Source organism: Saccharibacillus deserti, assembly GCF_013618475.1.
GTDB classification, from domain to species: Bacteria; Bacillota; Bacilli; order Paenibacillales; family Paenibacillaceae; genus Saccharibacillus; species Saccharibacillus deserti.
Genome location: NZ_JABJVN010000003.1, coordinates 122,715 through 141,562, shown reverse-complemented (window position 1 = coordinate 141,562; position 18,848 = coordinate 122,715). Strand labels below are relative to the sequence as shown.

The following is an 18,848-nucleotide window of genomic DNA, read 5'->3' as shown; positions in this document are numbered from 1 at the left end:
CGGGAACCCTCTACCTTCGCGCTTATTTGTCTCTTTGCTCTTGCGCCGCGGCCTGTTCCCCTGAACGGGTTCGCGCCCGCTTCTTCTCTTCGTACCGCTGGTGCTTCTCTTCCGCCGGATAGAAGACGCCAAGAGGGCGCAGTCCGGTCCATGCACGGCTTCGGCCGGCGTCCGTTCTCCCGCTCTGCATTCGCTCCATCGCCGCCCTCTGCTCTTCGTTCCGGTAAAAAAGGATCGAGCGATAGCGGGAATCGTCCGGTTTATAGCCTTCGATCGCCGCCGGCTTATGCTCGCTCCAGAATTTCGCGAGCAGCTGCTCCAGGGAAACGATCCGCGGATCGAACTCCACTTCGACCGCCTCGGAGTGACCGGCGAGGCGGCGGTGGGTCGGAGCGGGCGATAGGCCGGAAGCGGGAATGTCGGACGAGGAGGCCGAAGGGCCGGGCCCTGACAAGGCGGGAGCAGCCGGTTCGGGTGCGCCGGAAACGGTGCGCGATGACGAGGCGCCAGGCGGGGCTGATCCGGACGGCGAATCGCCGCCGCAGTAGCCCACGCGCGTTCCGGTAACGCCCGGCACCCGGGCGAACCGGTCTTCCGGTCCCCAGAAGCAGCCCATGGCGAAGGTAAGCTTCTCGCGAAGCGGCGTTTGTTCGGGCATGGTGGAACCCTCCTTTTGACGTAGGATAGAAGCCGGGGCGGCTGCGCTTGCCCATCCTTTTGCAGCCTTAAATCGCCTGTCAGTCTCCGCTCACCGATACTTCCGTACCCGCTCGTCGTCGATCACGCCGCCGAAGTTCAAGCCGAACGCGAAGTCGTAGGCGTGGCCCTCCGTATCGACATGGCAGGCCATGTCGCGCGGAACGTCTTCGAGCTGCGCTTCGACGGCAGCCATGTCCGCCGGCATCTGCATCGGCAGCAGGCCGGAAGGTTCGGCCTCGCCGCACAGGATCGCAAGCAGCGCCTGGTCCTGCAGGCCGAAGTTCGCCAGAATGGCGTCGGCTTCGGGTTCGAACTCGGCGACCACCGCCGGGTTGGACAAGGTCATCGAGACAATGACCGGCTTGCCGCCCATCTTCGCGCGCGTATCGAGCACCCGATCAAGATCCGATTCGTTGCGCGTCCGCACCGATTTGCCGGCATGCGCGCGGTTCAGCACGTCGCTCGGCCGGGGGTCGCCGGCCAGGCTCGCCGTCCGGCCGCCTTCGGCCGTGTAAGGCCGATACTGGAGGCTGATCGGCACATAGCCGCTGCCGCCGGCCGCCGCATCTTCCCGGCTGTAGCCCATCCCGGAATCCGGGTTGGCGATGCAGACGAGCGCGAAGTCGGCCTGACCCGGGTCTGACGTCATGTCGAAATAGCGGGACACGATGTCCGCGTTTAACGGATCGACGGTCCGCTCCGGCGTCGGATTGCCGAACCAGTCCCGGCCCGGCGCGATATAACGCTGCGGGATATAGACTTTGCTGCGGCGAGGCAGCGGTAGGACCCCTCTGCGGTTCGGCTGAATCACTGGCAGCCCTTCGCCTTTGCTTCCCCCGCTCCGTCCTCCGACCGTCCGGTTCCCGCTGTTCTTGAGCAGCACGACCGATTTCAACTGCGCTTCGTAGCCGGCCTGCATATGGTCCGGATGCCCGACGATCCGCTCGCTGTCAGACGGTTCCAGATACGGATTCTCGAACAGCCCGACCCGGAACAAGTTGCGCAGCAGCCGGACCGCCGAGCGCTCGAAGCGCGCCCGCATCCATTCTTCGCCGTGCTCGGCCGCGCCCATCGCGTACGCTTCCAGCACCGGCCCCGCTTCGTTGTTGCCGCCGAACTGGTCGACGCCGGCCAGCAGCAGCCTGTAATGCCGCTCGGCGACGCTGAGCGACTCTACGCCCCACGGCTTGCCGCTGAGAAACGAATCTTTTTCCCCGTTCTCGTCGGCCGTGATCAGCCAGTCGGTACAGACGACGCCATCGTAGCCGTACTGCTCGCGCAGCAGATCCGTAATGAGGTAGCGGCTGTACGAATTGCCCACGTTCTCGCCGTTCTTCGTGTCCTGCTCCCACGACACCGTGTAATACGGCATGACCGCCGAAGCCTGCTCCGTGCCGCCTTCAAGCTTGAACGCCCCGTCCGTAAACGGCTTCAGGTGCTCCGCGAAATTCCCGCCCGGATACACCGCGTATTTGCCGCTGGCGTAATGCGCGTCCCGGCCCGCTTCGCCCGAACCGCCGCCCGGCCAATGCTTGACCATGGCGTTGACGCTGCTCCGTCCCCAGCCGCCTTCGATCCCGTCTTCGCCGGCCGACGTCTGGAAGCCGTCGATATAAGCGCGCCCGAGATCGGTCGACAGCTTCGAATCTTCGCCGAACGTGCCGTTGAAACGGAACCAGCGCGGGTCCGTGGCGACGTCCACCTGCGGCGACAGCGCCGTCGTCAAGCCAAGCGCGCGGTATTCGCGGGCGGCGATCTCGCCGAAGCGGCGGACGAGCGCCGGATCGAAAGCCGCCGCCAGGCCGAGACTTTCCGGCCACATCGAGATGCGCCCGCCCGCTCCGGCGTTGAATTCCGAGTCGGAATCCGAGCCGTGGCGCGGATCCGAACTGTTATTGGCGGGAATGCCGAGGCCGGTCGATTCCGCATACGCCTGCACGAGATTGTTCCAGCGCGCGGCTGCCGCCGGACTCTCTACCGTCGTGACGAGAATATGCCGCAGATGATCGTCGCGCAGAAAAGACAGCTGCTCGTCCGTCAGATCCCACGGCTTGGCGCCGCTCTCTTCATAGGATTTGCCGCCGTAAGTGGAGGCATGCCAATTCGTGCTGCCCGCCGGGATCGACTGGTGGCGGCTGTACAGCATCAATCCCGCGATCTGCTCGGTCGTCATGCGGGAAGCCAGATCCCTGGCCCGTTCTTCCGCCGGGAGCCGCCAGTCTTTGTACGGTTCGAGTTCGCCGCTGCGGTTCAGGTCTTTGAAAAAGAGTCCGTCCCGCTCGATCACGCCTACCCCGGACAGCGGCGACAGTCCGAGGGTCGGGCCGTTCTCGTTGTGCACGTACGTGACTTCCGCTCCGCCGCCGAGGTCTTCGTGGCGCTCGGATTCGTGGGGACCTTCTTCCGCCGCATTCGAAATGTTCCGCGGGGATTCGTTCATGGGAATCGCCTCCATTATGGGTGTGTGTCGCGCATGGCGCGCTTTCCTCCATTATAGCCAATCTGCGCTCCCGAAGCCCGCCCGCAAGCGCCCAAGGCGTTTTTATGCGGAAGCTTTTTTTGCTACACTAAAGGCAGTTCAAGCTCGACAAAATCATTCACCCGGAGGGAAGAACCTATGAACGCAATCTTAAGCAGCGATACGGCCGCGGTCGAGATCAAGCCGCTCGGCGCGGAACTGGTCAGCTTCAAACGCAAGGACACGGGCATCGAGTATATGTGGAGCGGCGACGCGGCATTCTGGACAGGCCGTTCGCCGGTGCTGTTCCCGATCGTGGGATCGGTGTACGAAGGCAAAATGCGCGCCGAAGGCGGCACGTACGAGCTGAAAAACCACGGTTTCGCGCGGGGCCGCGAGTTTCGGTTGGTCGACTCCGAGAGCCATCGCGCCGTGTTCCATCTGTCGTACGACGACGAGACGCTGGCGATGTATCCGTACAAATTCGCGCTCACGCTCACCTACACGCTGGAAGGCTCCGCCCTGCGCATCCAGTACCGGGTGGATAACGACGACGATAAACGCATTCATTTCCAGCTCGGCACGCATCCGGCGTTCAACTGCCCGATCGGCGGCGAAGGGGAATTCGAGGATTATCGGTTGGAGTTCGAGCAGGAAGAGACGCTGGAGCGCTTCTTCGTGACGGGCGGCAACATCCAGGTCCCGGACAAATCGGAGATCGTATTGGAAAAAGGAACCGTACTGCCGCTGACGCGTGCGCAGTTCGAGGAAGGCGCCATGATCTTCCGCGACGTGAACTCGGAACGCGTTGCGCTGAGAAGCGACAAGAGCGAGCATAGCGTGACCGTAGCTTACGAGAATTTCCCGTACATGGGCGTCTGGCAGCCGAAAAACGCGCCGTTCGTCTGCATCGAACCGTGGCACGGCCTCGCGGACGCGGATAAATTCGACGGCGAATTGAAAGACAAAGAGCTTGCGGTGGGGCTTGAGCCTGGGGAGTATTTTGAAGCGGCTTTGGTGATTGAAGTCGGTTGATCGAGATCAATGGAGCGAAAAAAGTTCTACTGAATGGAAGACACGAACGAAAGCTCCGAAAAACGCGTCCCCCAAACAGGGGAAACGCGGATTCGGAGCTTTTTTGGCGTTCACCGAAACTTACTGTCCCGCTTCGCCGGCAGACCCGGCCCTTCCTGCGGATCGGCGGCGCAGTCCTGCTTGTTCAGCAGCGTGCCCTGCGACAGCTTGAGATCGATAAAATCGACGATCGTCTGCAGGGAAGACATCTGCTCCAGCACTTCCGCCCGATACTGCCGGATCCGCTCGAACGCTTCCGGGGTGTCGGCCAAGTCTCCGGTGCGGGACATCTCCAGATAGGGCTTCATTTCCTCCAGCGGCATGCCGGTTTTTTTGAGGCACAGGATCAGCTTCATCGTCTGCACGTCGCTTTCGGTATAGATCCGGTGGGTGTTGGCTTTGCGCTTCGCTCTCGGCAGCAGCCCGATCTTCTCGTAATAGCGGATCGTGTCTCCCGGCAGACCGGTCAGTTCCGCGGTTTGCTTGATCGTGTATCCTTCTGTCTCCTCCGCCCGGAGAATCGTTTGTTCGGCCACGTTGCATCGCTCCTTTTGATCGGTTGAGATTCGTTGAACCGAGTATACCCGTTGGAGCCAGCTCCAAGTCAAGAAGCGGAACGCCGTCCGCGGACTTGTGAGCCAGCTCCAAGTCAAGAAGCAGCACGCATTCTGCGGTTTTCGAAAGATCGCGTTTGACTTGGAGTCGGCTCCAGGTTATATGCTGTTCTCCATCATCGAATCATCGAATGGAGGCATTCAACATGAACAATCTTCGCACAACTCCTACAGCGGGCAAGACGGCCCTGATCACCGGCGCCAACAACGGCATCGGCCTGGAACTGACGCGCCGGCTGCTCGCGGAAGGGTGGGACGTCGCCGCGCTGATCCGTTCGTCGTTTGCCCCGGAGGACGAAGTGGCCGCGACGGCCATCCAGGCCGGGCGGCTGCGTATCTACCAGGCGGAACTGACGGATTTTGGTCAGCTGGCCTCCGCGCTGAAGCGTATCAAGCGCGAGGAGACGGCGATCGACGTGCTGTTCAACAACGCGGGCGGCAGTCTGCCGGAACTCGCCTTCTCGCCGCAGGGACGCGAAATGCATTACGAGCTGCAAACGGTCGTGCCGTACATCCTCTACCGCGAGACGAAGGAGCTGCTGCTGCGCGGATCGCTGAAGACCGTGATCGGCACATCGTCGAATGCGTTCAATTACACGAAAACGTTCGACGCCGACAAGCTGGCCCGGCCGAAAACGTTCAAGCCGCTGACGGGCGCGTACGCGGACACCAAGCTCGCGCTGTCGCTGTGGACGCAGGCGATTGCCCCGGCGGAAGCGGCGGACGGCTTTTGGCTGCGCAGCGCCGATCCCGGTCCCAACAATACGCTTCGTCCGGGCAAAAAATCCGGCCTCCCGTTCCCCGTCAATTATCTGATGCGCTTCTTCTTCGCTCCGCCGACGCAGGGCGCCGGGCGGCTGTACGAAGCGGCGTTCGGGCACCATCGGAACGAGCCCGGGGTACTGCTCGATAAAAAAGGCATCGTAAATCTCAAATTCGCCGATCAGGCCCCGCGCGTGCTGGATAACGTGGACCGGATCTACCGCGAAGAGTTTCGGACTTTGACGTAAAAAGTTCGAAGAACGGAACGTATACAAGCAGAGTTAAAAAACGGCGCCGATCAAATATCGGCGCCGTTTTTTTAATTCCTTATGGCTGTCCATTAACGGGTATTCCGCCATATGGACGCTCCCGCTGCGCTTCTTGCGGCTTCACTGCGCTGCCGAAGAACCGACTTCGATCTCAAGATCCAGCCCGGGAAGATAGTTTTTCTTCGGATTGCCGGCTTCGTCCAGAGCGAACAAGCCGTCGCCGCCTGATTGATAGACATACCGGAAAGGCTTGATGACGATCTTCTTCGGCGTAGCAAGAAACGGTTCGAAGCGCGTGTCCATCACCATCGTTGCGCCGTCTAGAGGTTGGCCGCCGCCCGATATCGTCTGCAGCTTGCGGCCCTGCTCGTCCAGCACATCGTAGGCGAACGTCGCTTGTTCTTTTTGCGCCGTTCCGGCATCTGTAAATGTCGATTCCGTCGTAATCTGGGTCGTAACCGGCGTAAGTTCGACCTTCTTCACTTTGAAAATCAGGTCTTCGTTCTGTGCGGAAGCCGACGTCTCGAAGCTTAGATTCGGCTCCGTGGTTCGCTGCACCGGCACTTTCAATTCGAAACGTTCGGCAATTCCGTCCAGACGGACCCGCACGGTCAGTTCGAATCGGTCCGGGAACGGCTGTCCTCCCTGGTTCTTCAGATCGGAGACTTCCAGAATGGCGGAATCCGCATCCCCGCTCTTGGACATCACCGACCCCGGTGCGTACTTCTGCAGATCCTGCTGTCCGTCGATCGACAGTTCCCAGCTCTCGATCTGCTCCAGCAGGCTGCCGCTTCTTCGCGCCGCTTCTTCAAATTCCCGCTCGACCCCTACCGAGACGCGCGTTCCGTCGAACAGCGCCACCGGCGCTTTCAGCGTGATCCCCTCATGGGTACTCTCTGAATCGTTTTGGATCACCAGTCCCCGTTCATCCGCTGTCCGCAGGCCCAGATCGTTCGCGAACCGAAACAGCGACGAGACGCCGGGAATCTGCTTCAGCGAAGCGGCTACCGCCGGAGAGACATAACTTGAACCGAACAGGATTACCATCGCCGCTACGACCGCCGCCATGATTTTGGTCTTGACGAACCGGTGCCCCGCTCGCTCCGGCCTCTCTTCTTCTTCGCGGCATCGGCTCAGCGTTGATTCGACCAGATTGACGGGTGCCGGGTGATTGCGGATTTTCCGCTGCAGTTCGTCCATCTCCTGCTCATCCCAACTTAGCGGATTTGGCATTTTTGGTTCCCTCCTTTTTTTGCAAAAGTTTTTGGCGAATACGCGCATATTTCTTTCTGGCGGTAACCGGGTTCATGTCGAGGATCTCGCCGATTTCTTTGTAACTGTATTCTTCCAGCGCACGAAGCAGCAGAATCTGCCGTTCTTCCCCGTTCAGCGCGTTAAGCATCTCGTAAATTTCGTCTTCATAAGCGGAATGCGCCGGCAGGTCCTGCTTTTTTTGCAAAATATAGCGGCCGAGCAGCTTGTCGATCCGCTTCCTTTTTCGAAGCAGGTCGAGGCAGTGGTGGTAGGCGATCTTGTAGAGCCAGGAAGAAAAAACGCCGCCTTGATATTGATCGATCTTTCGGAACGCTTTGATAAAAATCTCCTGTGCCGCGTCCTCGGCTTCGTCCCGGTTTCTCAGCAGGTACAAAGCATACAAATAGATCGATTTCTCAAATGCCGCGATGATGTCGCCGTAGGCATCCGTTTCTCCGTTTCGGACCCGTTCGATCGAAGGCATCAGGTCTTTTTCGTTTTGTTTTTGTTTTTCCTTTTCGTCTTGCTGCTGCATATCTCCGCCCTCCTTTCACTGTATATAACTGCGGTCGCGGCCGATATGTGACACCCCGTACCAAGGAATCGGCAAAAAGCGGCGCAGGACAAAAAACGCCTGACGGATCCGGGATCCTTCAGGCGGTCGGGGAATCTATTCGGACGAAGGAGGCTCGGGACAACGGACGGCACGCAGGCTTAAGCCTGCGCCGCCAGCCCCTTTTCAAGCAGGGCGATCGCTTCGCGCAGTTTCTCTTTCGGCACTTCCCGGTACAGGTCGCCGATCGAGATTTCCGTCGAGCAGGACGACCTGCCGACCGCTTTCAAATAGGCGGCCAGCGCAACGCCCGTTTCCGCCTGCACATGCGCAATCACGCCCGCCGCCTTGTCCGCCGGGGCTTCGATATGCAGGTGGAACATATTCGAGACCGGGACTTCCGGCTGTGTCCGAATCCCTTCGCAGGCGTTGTACAAGGCCGCAAGCTCCCGGGCTTCCTCATAGTACCTCGCCATCCGCGGCAGACGCAGCTCGAGGTAATAGTCCGAGCTGAGAATGTACGGATACAGACTGATCAGATCGCCGCCGTGGCGTCTTTTCCAGATTTTCGCCTGCTCCGACAGATCGGCGTCTCCGAGCAGCATTGCGCCGGCGATTCCGCCTATGCCTTTGTAGAACGAGATATAGACGCTGTCGAACAGCGCGCAGACTTCGGCCGCCGTTTTGCCGTAATGCGGCAGAATCTCGAACAGCCGTGCGCCGTCGAGGTGCAGGGCGATCCCGCGATCCCGGCAGTAAGCCGAGATCGCTTCCAGCTCCGCATATTCCGGCAGTTGGCCGCCGATCTCGCGCTGGGGCAGCTCAAGCAGCAGGCAGGCGATGTTGTCCGGCATGGCTTTGACGTCGCTCAGCGTAATCAGCCGGTCGGGATCCGCCAGCAGCACCGGTTCCAGATGATGCAGTTCTTTTAAACCGTCCTGTTCGTGAATCTCCAGATGGCAGAGCGGATGGTAGGCCACTGCCCGGCTGGCTTTGCGATCGCTCCAGACGCGCAGCGCGATCTGCTGGGCCATGGTGCCGCTCGGGAAAAAGACCGCCGATTCCATGCCGAGCATGTCCGCAAGCTTGCGTTCGAAGTTCCCGATCGTCTCGCCGCGGCCGTACATATCGCTTGGCGCCGCGCCGTCCGCATGCCGAAGCGCGTCCAGCAGCACGCTCACATTGCGCGGGCCGTTGCCGCTCGTCCGGTACTGCGCTTTGGCGAACGTATCGCCCAAAGATAATGCCTGGTTCATGATGGAAAATCCTCCTTTTGCGCGAAAGGTTCATCGTTTCCGCTTCCGCGGGTCTGTTACGGATATTGTACGCCTCTTGCTCCGCATCCGCTATCCTCTCATAATAAGAAAGACTGTACCTTGTCAACGCTAAAGGTAAGGTTACGCCCTCTTCAAACGCACCTAAAGCTTGATCAATCCACTCCGAAAGGTTCTGTTACCGTGCCTATTTCCAAACCGAGCATCTACGACCGCTACATCCCCGCGCTGAGCGCGGAGCCTTCGGACCGACCGGCCTACTGGTTCGTGTTCTTGTCGACGACCGGCCAACTGCTGCTGAACGACCGGGAAGGGATTGCCGCTATTCCGAGCGCCCTTCATTCGGACTCGCTGGGCTTTGCGCCGGTTCGCTCGCTGTTTATCGGCCTGCTGGACGGCGCGCCCTGTTATGCCGCCGAAGCGCCGGAAGACGCCGTGCCGCCTGCCGGTTCTTCGTTCCATTCGCTGCGCCCTCTGTACGGCAGCATGGACGAAGATCTGTTTCATGTCGCCGGACGCGCGCTGCAAATGCTGAACTGGGATGCGACCCACCGCTTCTGCGGACGCTGCGGCACGACGCTTGCGAATGCCGGGCACGAACACGCCAAAGTCTGTCCCAACTGCGGGCTCAGCCATTATCCGCGTATCTCGCCGGCCGTCATCACCGCCATTCTCAAAGACGGCAAGATCCTGCTGGCGCACTCGGCCCGTTTCCCGAACAAAATGCACGGTCTGATCGCGGGCTTCCTCGAAGCCGGAGAGACACTCGAAGACTGCGTGCGGCGCGAGACGATGGAAGAAGTCGGTCTCACGCTCGGCGAGATCCGTTACTTCGACAGCCAACCGTGGCCTTTTCCCAATTCGCTGATGATCGGCTTCGTGGCGGAATACAAAAGCGGCGAGATTGCGGTCGACGGCGAAGAAATCGCGGAAGCGAACTGGTTCGGCCCGGACGAACTGCCGAATATTCCGCCCCGGGGCAGTATCGCGCGCCGGATGATCGACTGGTATGCGGAAGAATACGGAAGCGGCGGAGCGGCAACATAAGCGGGGAGCAAAGCGTAAAAAGCCGAAAAGTCGGACGCCTGAATCGGCACTCTGCCGGACCCTGGGCCATCCTCCTTCAAAAGAATCGGTGACCATTCTGTTCCACGGCACCGATTCGGGGTACATATTAGGCAGGGAATCCCCGCAGGGGGATGTAGTACATAAGCTGTACTTAAGCCGTATTCGCCCAAACCCCACACCCCGTTAGGAGGAGTCGTTCGTGGCTGAAGCAAACCGAACCGAGATTCAACCGAAAGAAACGTTAGGCTCATTGATCAAAAAGGGCAATAAGTCGTCCGCCGTCGCGATGGCCGGCAATGCGGTGCTCGCCGCCGCCAAAGGCGCGGCCGCCGCTTTTACCGGCAGCGGAGCCATGTTCGCCTCGGCCATGCACTCGCTCGCGGATGCCATCAACCAGGGCTTCGTGTTCGTCGGCAGCGTGCTGTCGGAGCGCCGTCCGAGTCCAAAATTCCCGGTCGGATTCGGACGCGTCATCAACATTTTCTGCATGATCGCGGTCATCGTGGTTACGATCATGGCGTACGAAACGATCCACGAAGGCATTCACCTGCTGCAGCATCCGGCTGAAGCCGCAAGCGGATTCTGGATCAACGTCGGCGTACTGGTGCTGAACATCGTGATCGACGGCGCGATTCTGATCAAAGCGTCAAAAGAAATTTTGCACGAAGCGCGGGCGCCGAAAGCTTCGGGCTTCGCCCTGCTGCCGGCCGCGTTCAAAAACGTGGGACGCGCCGCGCCTCCGACACGCCTTGTCTTCTATGAAGACATTGTCGCGGTACTCGGTGCCATCTTCGCCCTGCTCGCGGTCATTATCATCGCGTTCACGAACTTCGCGCTGATTGACGGTCTCGTGACGACATTGATCGGTCTGCTGATGATCTTCGTCGCTTTCCGGGTCGGCTACGACAACATGATCGGCCTGATCGGCGTCTCCGCGCCGCAGGACGTCGAAGACAAAGTATCGGCCGCCATTCTCGGCGACGCCGACGCGGTCGACATCAAGGAGATGCGGATCATTCAGGAAGGGCGCTACTATCATGTCGATGCGGTCGTCGAGCTGCGTACCGGATTGACGCTCGGCGAAGCGGACGATATCATGCTGCGTCTCGAACAGAATCTTCTTACCGTTCCGGATATCGCCGACGCCGCACTTGCGATCGTCGAAGACGACGGAAAAGTCAGCTGGCACCGGCGGGACTCGGAAGTGGACAAGAATTAGGATCAGGGAATAACGGACCCATACGCATAAAAGGGACAACCGCTCATTGGGCGGTCGTCCCTTTTATTATGGGTTCGGGGATTGGAATTAAAGCAAACCGATCCTTTCAGCCTTTCGGAAAATAAGCCTCGAACTTCAAATCCGGCCCCAACTGCTCGGCTCGCAGGCCGGTCAGTTGAACCGCATCGCCCATCTCGGCGATGCCGAGCCCTTCGATAAAGGTCGGCGCGCCCTGGCCGCCGACGAGCTTCGGCGCCATATACAGCACCAGCTTGTCCGCGAGACCCTGCTCGACGAACGAAGCGATCACCTGCCCGCCGCCTTCGACGAGCAGCGAAGAAATCTCGCTGCTGCCGAGTACGTCGAGAACCTCTTCCAGGTTCACGCGCCCACTGTCCGCCGCCCCCGCCGTCTCGAAGACACGCACGCCCGCGGCTTCCAGCCGCTCGCGCTTGGCGGGATCGGCATTCGAGCCGGTAAAGATCCACGTCGGCGCTTCGCCGTCCGTGACGACCCGGGCGTTCTCCGGAATGCGCAGCGTGCTGTCCAGCACTACGCGCAGCGGATTGCGGCCGCCGGGCAGCCGGGTATTCAGCTGCGAATCGTCGTGCAGAATCGTCTGCACGCCTACCAGAATCGCTCCGCTCTCATGGCGCAGCCGATGTACGTCTTCGCGCGCTTCGGCCGATGTGATCCAGCGGCTGCTGCCGGTGCGCGTCGCGATCTTCCCGTCCATCGTCACGGCCGATTTGACCGTGACGAACGGACGCTTGTCAACGATATAGCGGTTGAACACTTCGTTCAAACGTTCGGATTCTTCGCGCAGCACGCCTTCGATCACTTCGATCCCGGCATCCCGCAGAATCCGGATGCCGCGGCCCGCCACCAGCGGGTTCGGATCGGGAGCGGCCACGACAACGCGAGCCAGGCCCGCCTGCACGATCGCTTCGGCACAGGGGCCGGTGCGTCCGTGATGCGAGCAGGGCTCGAGCGTCACATAGATCGTCGCGCCTTTGGCGTGATCTCCGGCCATGCGCAGCGCATGAATTTCCGCATGCGGCTCGCCGGGTTTCAGATGGGCGCCGATACCGACGAGACGGCCATCGTTTACGATAACCGAGCCGACCAGCGGATTGGGCGCCGTCTGGCCCTGCGCCGCACGCGCATTCTCAAGGGCGAGGCGCATATATTTTTCGTGGAGGGACAGTTCGCTCATGCTTTGTCAGTCTCCTCCTTCGGCAGCCGGCAGTTCCGCCAGACCTTCGATCGGATTCTGCGTCGCAAAGTGGCCGGACCGGTTGACCTTGGTGCGCAGATACTTCTCGTTGAACTCCGACACATCGCCCCACAGGGGCGTACGGCCGGACACGTTCATCCCGGAAGCTTTGAGTGCTTCAAGCTTGCGCGGGTTGTTCGTAATCAGCGTGACCGGCAGCGGACGCAGGAACTTCAGCACGCCGATCGCGCCGTCGTAATTGCGGGTGTCGTCTTCGAACCCGAGCGCCAGATTCGCTTCGACGGTGTCCATACCCTGCTCCTGGAGAATGTAGGCCATCGCTTTGCTGAACAGGCCGATGCCGCGTCCTTCATGGTTGGCCAGGTAAAAGAGGGCGCCCGAGCCGTGCTCCACGATCATCTTCATCGACTGGTGCAGCTGGTAGCCGCAGTCGCACCGCTTGCTGCCGAAAATATCGCCCGTATGGCAGATGCTGTGCATGCGGATCAAAGCGTCGTCCGAATGTTCGAAATCGCCGTATACGAGTACGCTCGACTGCTGGCCTTCGGCCAGATTCATCTGCGGCAGACTGCGGATCAGCGCCTCGGCGGACATCTCGCGGCCGCCTTCCGGTTCTTTCATCCAGCTGTACCATTGGAACACGATGGTCTCGCCGTCCAGATTGACGGGCAGCTTGATCGGTCCGACCAGTACATAACCCTCTTTTGGATTCAGGGGCGAAGAAACGTTGTGAATACTGTCTTTCAGTATAAATGCTGCACGATTGTTCAACATGCGAGGGCACATCCTTATGTTCATATTGGTTAAGTCGGGTAAGCAGGTAAGCGAGCTTTCCGCCGTCGATCCGCCCCTGGTCCTTTTTTTAAAAAATCTCTCTTGGCCTATTCGCAGGTTATTCCGATTCGGATCACTTTCGGATCAAAAAAGGTTCAAATTTAATTCATTTTGGCCCAACTTCATTTATTTTACCGGTTGTCTGTCTCTTATCGTCACTCGTATTGTTAAATGTTAAAATTTTGGTCATACGCGGATTCCATCGCCACCTGCTCGCGCTGTCTGCTTTCCACATCCGCGCGTCTGCGCTGTTCAAGCCGCTCCAGCGGCGCGTTCGGATCCTGGCTGCTTTCCAGGCAGACCAGCAGCTCTTCGTGCAGCACATCCGCGTCGCACAGCGCTTCGTTCAATCCGAACGCACCGGTTGGCGTCATCGTATGTGCCGCATCGCCGATCAGGACAAGGCCCGGCCTTGCCCAGCGTTCCGAACGGCTGCTGAAAATATCCAGAAGCACGAAGTCCTGCCACGACTTGATATGGCTCCGTACGCTTGGCTCAAGCTTCGGAAAAGCCTGGATCAGCGTATCGGTCAGTTCTTCGAACGGACGCTTGCGCAGCTCTTTGTAGGAGTCTTCCTCGATGTTCCAGCCGACCTGTACGTAACCCCGGGCCTGGGTGAACAGATGCAGCTGCTGTCCGTTCTGGATCGTCGAGCACATGACCGGTTCCCAGCCTTCCGGCGCGGGAATTCTTGCCCACAGCAGATCGTAACCGTGACCTTCCGTGCTTGCCGGAATTCCGGCGTATCTGCGAACCGACGAATAACGGCCGTCCGCACCGACCACGACGCGGCTGCGAATCTCTTCATCCTGTCCGCTGCCGGTACGGATCTTCACGCCGGCGTAACGGCCGTCTTCGCCCCGCAGCAGGCCGCGCACGGTCGTGCCGGGCATATACGTAAAGTTCGGATAAGCGGCGGCTTCATCCAGCAGGGCGTGAAGCAGGTCCGCTTGAGGAATATGAATGCCGACATTGCCGTCCTCCGTATCCGGCAGAACGGTCTTGACGACGCGGCGATTGTCCCAGTATTCAAGCCGGATCAGCGGCAGCACCGCTTCCGGCTCGATTTTCTCCAGCAGCCCGTGCTTGCTCAGCACCCGTTCGCCGTCGCCGTTCAGGATCTCCCCCCGGAACGACGGTCCGGGTACCGGCTGTTTCTCGATCAGCACAACGTCCGCGCCGCGGCGGGCCAGCAGGCATGCCAGCAAAGCGCCGGCCGGGCCTCCGCCCACTATGCAAATTTCCGTCTGTCGTTCCATCTTTTTTCCTCCGATTGCGGGTGTTCTAACGAAACCGTATACGCGGTATGCAGCGTATACGGCCATGTGCGTAAATTACTTTATGTAACCGAGTATATTTAATAAATATTACGAAGTCAAGCTTTAATTATTACTAATTGTAAGCTTGTTTATTTAAATCACTGATGTATAATAAAGGGGAAAGTATCGCCTACCTTACAACTTCGCACGGCCCGTAGGTTCGGGCTTATAGGCATAGATTTCCCGACGGATATTCGGCAGAACTTCTATCAATAAGAATATGGAGAGTGATTCCCTTGGCAGCAGAGCTGACCCAAATGTGCCCAAGATTCGAAAGAGCCATCGGACTGCTCAGCAAACGCTGGACAACCCTTATCGTTTACCGCCTGCTGGACGGCCCGCGCCGTTTCGTGGATATCGAGAATTCGCTGTCCAATCTGAGCGGCAAAGTGCTGTCGGAGCGCCTCAAAGAACTGGAAGAAGCCGGCGTCGTGCTGCGCACCGTGTACCCGGAAAAGCCGGTACGGATCGAATATTCGCTGACCGAAATGGGCCGCGATCTCGCGCCTTTGATGGACGATATTCAATGCTGGGCGACGCGCTGGATCAAGGTCGAGCAGGCGCAGGTGTGAAAAGAACGGCATTCAAAAAGCGAAGACCGTCAGGTAGACGGTCTTCGCTTTTTTATTTATGAATTAATAAAGCTTTGCTTCTCCGATGACAAGATCTATTTGCTCACCTTCGTCCAGCTCGCTCTCAAAGCGAATTTGAAGCTTCAATACTCCGGTCACATCGATACTGGCCAATTTCGGAACATCTCCCCCGCGGAGCCCATCCTGTCTGAAAATCTCCGTACCATCTCCATAAACGATAATCGATCCGGTATTGCTGCTGTTCTTTGTATAATCATCTACGCCCAAGTTTCCGACCATTTTTTTGTATTTCCCATTAAGGTTGTAATCGACCGAGTTATATTTGTCTTTTCCGTTGTAAGGTTCATCCAGCACAGAACCAATCCCGTGAAGATACTTATTTTCGGCAACTGTAAATTTCAATCCTTCCGGAGAGGTCCAATTTTTAAAGAAAATATTTTTCTTGGCCCCATCCGCTCCATCCATTCGTGCATAGCTCACTTCATCCAGATATTTAAATGCCCCGGCCTTCTGTCCAACCCAGGCGGTCTTTGTTTTACCTTCATACACGAACGATTCTCCCATCCCCTGGGCCATGCTTTTCGCCGGAACATAGAGCTGCCCATTGTAAATGATCGACTTCGCCGTTTCTTTATGCACACCGTTAAACATCAGCTTTACATTTTCCATAACGACGTTTAATTTCACATTTGTCGCCGCGTAAGTCGTTCCCCCCGCAATCATCGTTCCGATCAATACACCTGCAACCAAACCTTTGACTTTGTCTTTCATCATAAGTCTTTCATCCCCCGCTTCTGTTGTACAACTATTCTTACGGCAGCTTTCATCCGCAAATATTCTAATTCTACACAATCTGCTCAATCTCCTTTTACTTGCTGAATAACTTATCTTCCCCTCGGAACTTCTTCTCTAAAGAAGGTCAAAAAAAGAAGAACGGTAAGGGTACCGTTCTTCTTCCGGACCGGGAGGTACTGAGGCCTATAGAAATATGGAATTCACTCTGCCGCTTCGGGATGGAATCCGCGGTTGCCGGCATAGCCTTCGATACTCCATACCCCGATTTTCTTTCGCTTGGCTTCATTCTGGATCTCGCGGAATTCGTCGACGTATTTATCGTTCGGCCGGTACACGACGACACGGGCGAGCCCCTGCTCCAGCAGCCGTTCGTTCACCAGTTTCCCGTCCAGATAGACGTAAGCCAGCATCCGATCGTACTGATCGCGCTGTTCTTCGTCGAATTCCAATTCGACGGTCCGCCCCGTCAGCAGCTTCTTGGTGTACTCGCTTGCTTCCGGCCCGAAGGGCTGCACAGCGGTCCCTTCTTTCTTGGTCTCCGGCGTATCGAGCAGCAGCATGCGCACCCGCTCCCGGCTGCCGTCTTCCAGGTTCGCGATAAAGGTATCTCCGTCGACGGTCCGGTCCACGGTCGCGGATATTCGGCCGTCGGCCGGTTCTTTCGCTCCCGGTTCCGAGGTATCCGCCTGCTGCGAACCGCTCTGCGGCTCGTCTTCCGTCTTCGCCGGTGCGGGGGCCTGCCCGCTTTGCTGCGTATCCTCCGTTTGCGAGGTTCCGTCGTTTCCGCCGAGCAGGCTGTCCAGCAGATTGCGGCCCGGATCCGTAAACAGAAGCAATCCCAGCACAACGACCGTGGCCAGAATCGAGAGCAGGCTGCGCCGAGGCCTGCCGCTGTTGCTGCGTTGAGGGTCCGGCCTAGAACCCGAGCCGCGATTGCCTGATGATGTCATGTTTATTCCTCCGGTTCGTGTTGTTTCGTAAAACGCCGCGGCCTCCCGAATTTTCGGTCCGAAGCCTGTCGGCACTCCTTCGTTCTTACCCTTTTCTCCCGCAAAAAGCAACTTCGAGGATGCACCGGTCTGCCGGGGACAAGCCCCGCTTCGCCGAATGCAGCCGCTTTTCCCGACGATTTTTTGCCAAGGCGCGTCAACTTCGCTACAATGCAAGTATCTGCAAATTCACGAAAATCAATCTTATTTTTCAAGCCGGGAGAGAAAAAGCATGAGCAAAAAAATCGTAGCCATCGACATGGACGACACGATCTGTCATCTGGTGCCGAAGGCCCTTCATTATCATAACGCCGCCTATCCGGACCTTCAGCTGTCGATCGACCAGGTCGTCAGCTTCGATCTCAGCGGGATCTGGCATCCGGAATGCAACGAAGAGATTTTCTTCGGGCGGCCCAAGCTGTATGAAGAACTGGAAGTGTTCGACGAGCACACGATCGAAGAAGTGCGCCGGATCAGCGAAGAACACGACGTCATCATCGTAACGGCGGCACGCCCTACGGCCGTACCGGAGAAATGGGCTTGGCTGCAGCGCCATATGCCGTTTATCCCGTTCGAGAATTTCTTTGTCGCCAAGCGCAAATCCCTGCTCGAATTCGATCTGCTGATCGACGACGGTCCGCATAATCTGCTCGCCGCGCGCGAGGCCGGCAAGCGGACGATCGGTATTCCGCGGCCTTGGAACCTCAAGCTGCAGGATGAGTTCCTGATGAAAGGTTCCTGGGACGGCATGGGCGATCTCGTCAACAGCGTGCTGTCGGGTCCCGGCTTTCCGGCCAAAGGGTGACGGTAAGCCCACCGGGCGCATGAGCCGGCGCTTCGTCAACCCGGCCCGGCCCGGTCGACTTGTCGACGCAGAACCGCCAAAGTTCCCGGCACGCCAAACTCCCGAAACGACCGACGCGCGAGCGTCGTCGTTGCGGGAGTTTTTTGCATGAACCTTTACAGTCTCTTCGCGTACTCGTTCAGCTGTGAGGCCATGGCGCGAAGTTCCCCGATCATCGCGGACAGCTGCTCGGTCGACTCCGCCTGACCCTGGCCGGTTTCGGCGATGCGTTCGATCGAACCGCTCATCTCCGCCGTCAGCTTTTTGAAAGTGCCCAGCGTGTCCCGGATACTGTGGGTGGACGTCACGGTCTGGCCGGACAGCTTGCGGATCTCGGAAGCGACGATGCCGAAGCCCGCCCCCGCTTCGCCCGCATGGGCCGCTTCGATCGCCGCATTGATGCCGAGCATATGCGTCTGATCCGCGACTTCCTTGATCATCCGCACCACATCGTCGGCACCGTGGGCCTTCTCTTCCGCCTGCCGGGACAATCCGAGCAGCTCGCCGGATACGTCCGCAAGATGATTCGATCCTTCCGCGAGACGCGAGATGCGTTCGGTGGCGCCCGACAGCGACTCGGCGATCCGGTCGGCGATGTCGATCAGCTCGCTGTGCCGCCGCACCTGAACCGCGAGGCCTCCGATCACGCGCCCGCCCGCGTCGCGCACCGGTACCGCCGTTCCGGTAAAAGCAAACCCGTAGAATTCCGCCGGCACTTCCGCGCGCAGCGCCTGGGCCCCGCGGATTGCCTGCATCAAGGGCTCGTCCTCCTGCAGGCGCTGCCCCGGCCGGATCTTGAGATCGATATGGGTACCCGGCCAGTAGGCCATAAACTGTTCGGTATCGCACAGCCCAATAGAGACATCGACGGGCAGCGCCGATTGAAGCAGGGGGATTACGGCGGCCAGCATATCCAGCGATTCGATTCCTTTTGCCATGAATGTCTACTTCCTTCCGGGGGGATTTTTGTATTTGCTTCCTATATATCGGTCG

General features: G+C 58.9%; 18 protein-coding genes. 6 read left to right on the top strand and 12 right to left on the bottom strand.

Features of this window, described 5'->3' with window-relative positions; all coding sequences use genetic code 11:
* Window positions 1–22 precede the first annotated feature (22 nt).
* Both HOP44_RS10925 and HOP44_RS10920 read right to left on the bottom strand, forming a co-directional pair.
* Window positions 23–658 (bottom strand): peptide-methionine (S)-S-oxide reductase, encoded by a 636-nt coding sequence (locus HOP44_RS10925; RefSeq protein ID WP_172253213.1) that lies wholly within the window; start codon window positions 656–658, stop codon window positions 23–25.
* Between the two features lie 90 nt (window positions 659–748).
* The gene (locus HOP44_RS10920; RefSeq protein WP_172253211.1) at window positions 749–3,139 is read right to left on the bottom strand and encodes a glycoside hydrolase family 3 protein; all 2,391 of its coding nucleotides are present in this window, start codon (window positions 3,137–3,139) and stop codon (window positions 749–751) included.
* Between the two features lie 177 nt (window positions 3,140–3,316).
* Between HOP44_RS10920 and HOP44_RS10915 the strand changes: the two genes are divergently transcribed.
* Complete coding sequence (locus HOP44_RS10915; protein WP_172253209.1) at window positions 3,317–4,192, top strand: aldose 1-epimerase family protein; 876 nt, start codon at window positions 3,317–3,319, stop codon at window positions 4,190–4,192.
* Window positions 4,193–4,302: 110 nt separating this feature from the next.
* Here HOP44_RS10915 and HOP44_RS10910 read toward each other — a convergent pair whose 3' ends face one another.
* Entirely contained in the window at window positions 4,303–4,767 is a 465-nt protein-coding gene (locus HOP44_RS10910; protein ID WP_343059850.1) for a MerR family transcriptional regulator, read from the bottom strand.
* A gap of 224 nt (window positions 4,768–4,991) precedes the next feature.
* Here HOP44_RS10910 and HOP44_RS10905 point away from each other — a divergent pair, with 224 nt between their 5' ends.
* A complete protein-coding gene (locus tag HOP44_RS10905; RefSeq protein WP_172253207.1) occupies window positions 4,992–5,855 on the top strand; it encodes an SDR family NAD(P)-dependent oxidoreductase in 864 nt (287 codons plus the stop codon).
* Between the two features lie 141 nt (window positions 5,856–5,996).
* Here the strand turns inward: HOP44_RS10905 and HOP44_RS10900 are convergent, their stop codons facing one another.
* The 3 genes from HOP44_RS10900 to HOP44_RS10890 all read right to left on the bottom strand — a co-directional run bounded on the left by HOP44_RS10900 (window position 5,997) and on the right by HOP44_RS10890 (window position 8,939).
* Window positions 5,997–7,109, bottom strand: coding sequence for a DUF4179 domain-containing protein (locus HOP44_RS10900; RefSeq protein WP_172253205.1), 1,113 nt, complete (start codon window positions 7,107–7,109; stop codon window positions 5,997–5,999).
* Window positions 7,084–7,665, bottom strand: coding sequence for an RNA polymerase sigma factor (locus HOP44_RS10895; protein WP_172253203.1), 582 nt, complete (start codon window positions 7,663–7,665; stop codon window positions 7,084–7,086). Before HOP44_RS10895 ends, HOP44_RS10900 begins: the two co-directional genes overlap by 26 nt.
* 179 nt (window positions 7,666–7,844) lie before the next feature.
* Window positions 7,845–8,939, bottom strand: a complete 1,095-nt coding sequence (locus HOP44_RS10890) for a threonine aldolase family protein (RefSeq protein ID WP_172253201.1) — start codon at window positions 8,937–8,939, stop codon at window positions 7,845–7,847.
* 201 nt (window positions 8,940–9,140) lie between these two features.
* Here HOP44_RS10890 and nudC point away from each other — a divergent pair, with 201 nt between their 5' ends.
* On the top strand, window positions 9,141–10,004 hold the full coding sequence (gene nudC, locus HOP44_RS10885; RefSeq protein ID WP_343059849.1) for an NAD(+) diphosphatase: 864 nt from the start codon (window positions 9,141–9,143) through the stop codon (window positions 10,002–10,004).
* 220 nt (window positions 10,005–10,224) lie between these two features.
* Window positions 10,225–11,244, top strand: a complete 1,020-nt coding sequence (locus tag HOP44_RS10880) for a cation diffusion facilitator family transporter (protein ID WP_172253199.1) — start codon at window positions 10,225–10,227, stop codon at window positions 11,242–11,244.
* A 106-nt stretch (window positions 11,245–11,350) separates the two neighbouring features.
* On the opposite strand, the gene ribD is transcribed toward HOP44_RS10880, so the two are convergent.
* From ribD to HOP44_RS10865, 3 genes are all read right to left on the bottom strand, one after another.
* Window positions 11,351–12,460, bottom strand: a complete 1,110-nt coding sequence (ribD, locus tag HOP44_RS10875; RefSeq protein ID WP_172253197.1) for a bifunctional diaminohydroxyphosphoribosylaminopyrimidine deaminase/5-amino-6-(5-phosphoribosylamino)uracil reductase RibD — start codon at window positions 12,458–12,460, stop codon at window positions 11,351–11,353.
* A gap of 6 nt (window positions 12,461–12,466) precedes the next feature.
* Entirely contained in the window at window positions 12,467–13,255 is a 789-nt protein-coding gene (locus HOP44_RS10870; RefSeq protein WP_172253195.1) for a GTP cyclohydrolase II, read from the bottom strand.
* Window positions 13,256–13,482: 227 nt separating this feature from the next.
* Window positions 13,483–14,574, bottom strand: coding sequence for an FAD-dependent oxidoreductase (locus HOP44_RS10865; protein ID WP_172253193.1), 1,092 nt, complete (start codon window positions 14,572–14,574; stop codon window positions 13,483–13,485).
* A 317-nt stretch (window positions 14,575–14,891) separates the two neighbouring features.
* Between HOP44_RS10865 and HOP44_RS10860 the strand changes: the two genes are divergently transcribed.
* Complete coding sequence (locus HOP44_RS10860) at window positions 14,892–15,206, top strand: winged helix-turn-helix transcriptional regulator (RefSeq protein ID WP_172253578.1); 315 nt, start codon at window positions 14,892–14,894, stop codon at window positions 15,204–15,206.
* Window positions 15,207–15,269: 63 nt separating this feature from the next.
* Here HOP44_RS10860 and HOP44_RS10855 read toward each other — a convergent pair whose 3' ends face one another.
* Window positions 15,270–16,001, bottom strand: coding sequence for an NPCBM/NEW2 domain-containing protein (locus tag HOP44_RS10855; protein WP_172253192.1), 732 nt, complete (start codon window positions 15,999–16,001; stop codon window positions 15,270–15,272).
* A gap of 221 nt (window positions 16,002–16,222) precedes the next feature.
* Window positions 16,223–16,972: a thermonuclease family protein gene (locus tag HOP44_RS10850; RefSeq protein ID WP_172253191.1), complete on the bottom strand. Its 750-nt coding sequence runs from the start codon at window positions 16,970–16,972 to the stop codon at window positions 16,223–16,225.
* Window positions 16,973–17,243: 271 nt separating this feature from the next.
* Between HOP44_RS10850 and HOP44_RS10845 the strand changes: the two genes are divergently transcribed.
* Window positions 17,244–17,816 (top strand): 5' nucleotidase, NT5C type, encoded by a 573-nt coding sequence (locus tag HOP44_RS10845; RefSeq protein WP_172253190.1) that lies wholly within the window; start codon window positions 17,244–17,246, stop codon window positions 17,814–17,816.
* Between the two features lie 155 nt (window positions 17,817–17,971).
* On the opposite strand, the gene HOP44_RS10840 is transcribed toward HOP44_RS10845, so the two are convergent.
* Complete coding sequence (locus HOP44_RS10840; protein ID WP_172253189.1) at window positions 17,972–18,793, bottom strand: methyl-accepting chemotaxis protein; 822 nt, start codon at window positions 18,791–18,793, stop codon at window positions 17,972–17,974.
* Window positions 18,794–18,848 lie beyond the last annotated feature (55 nt).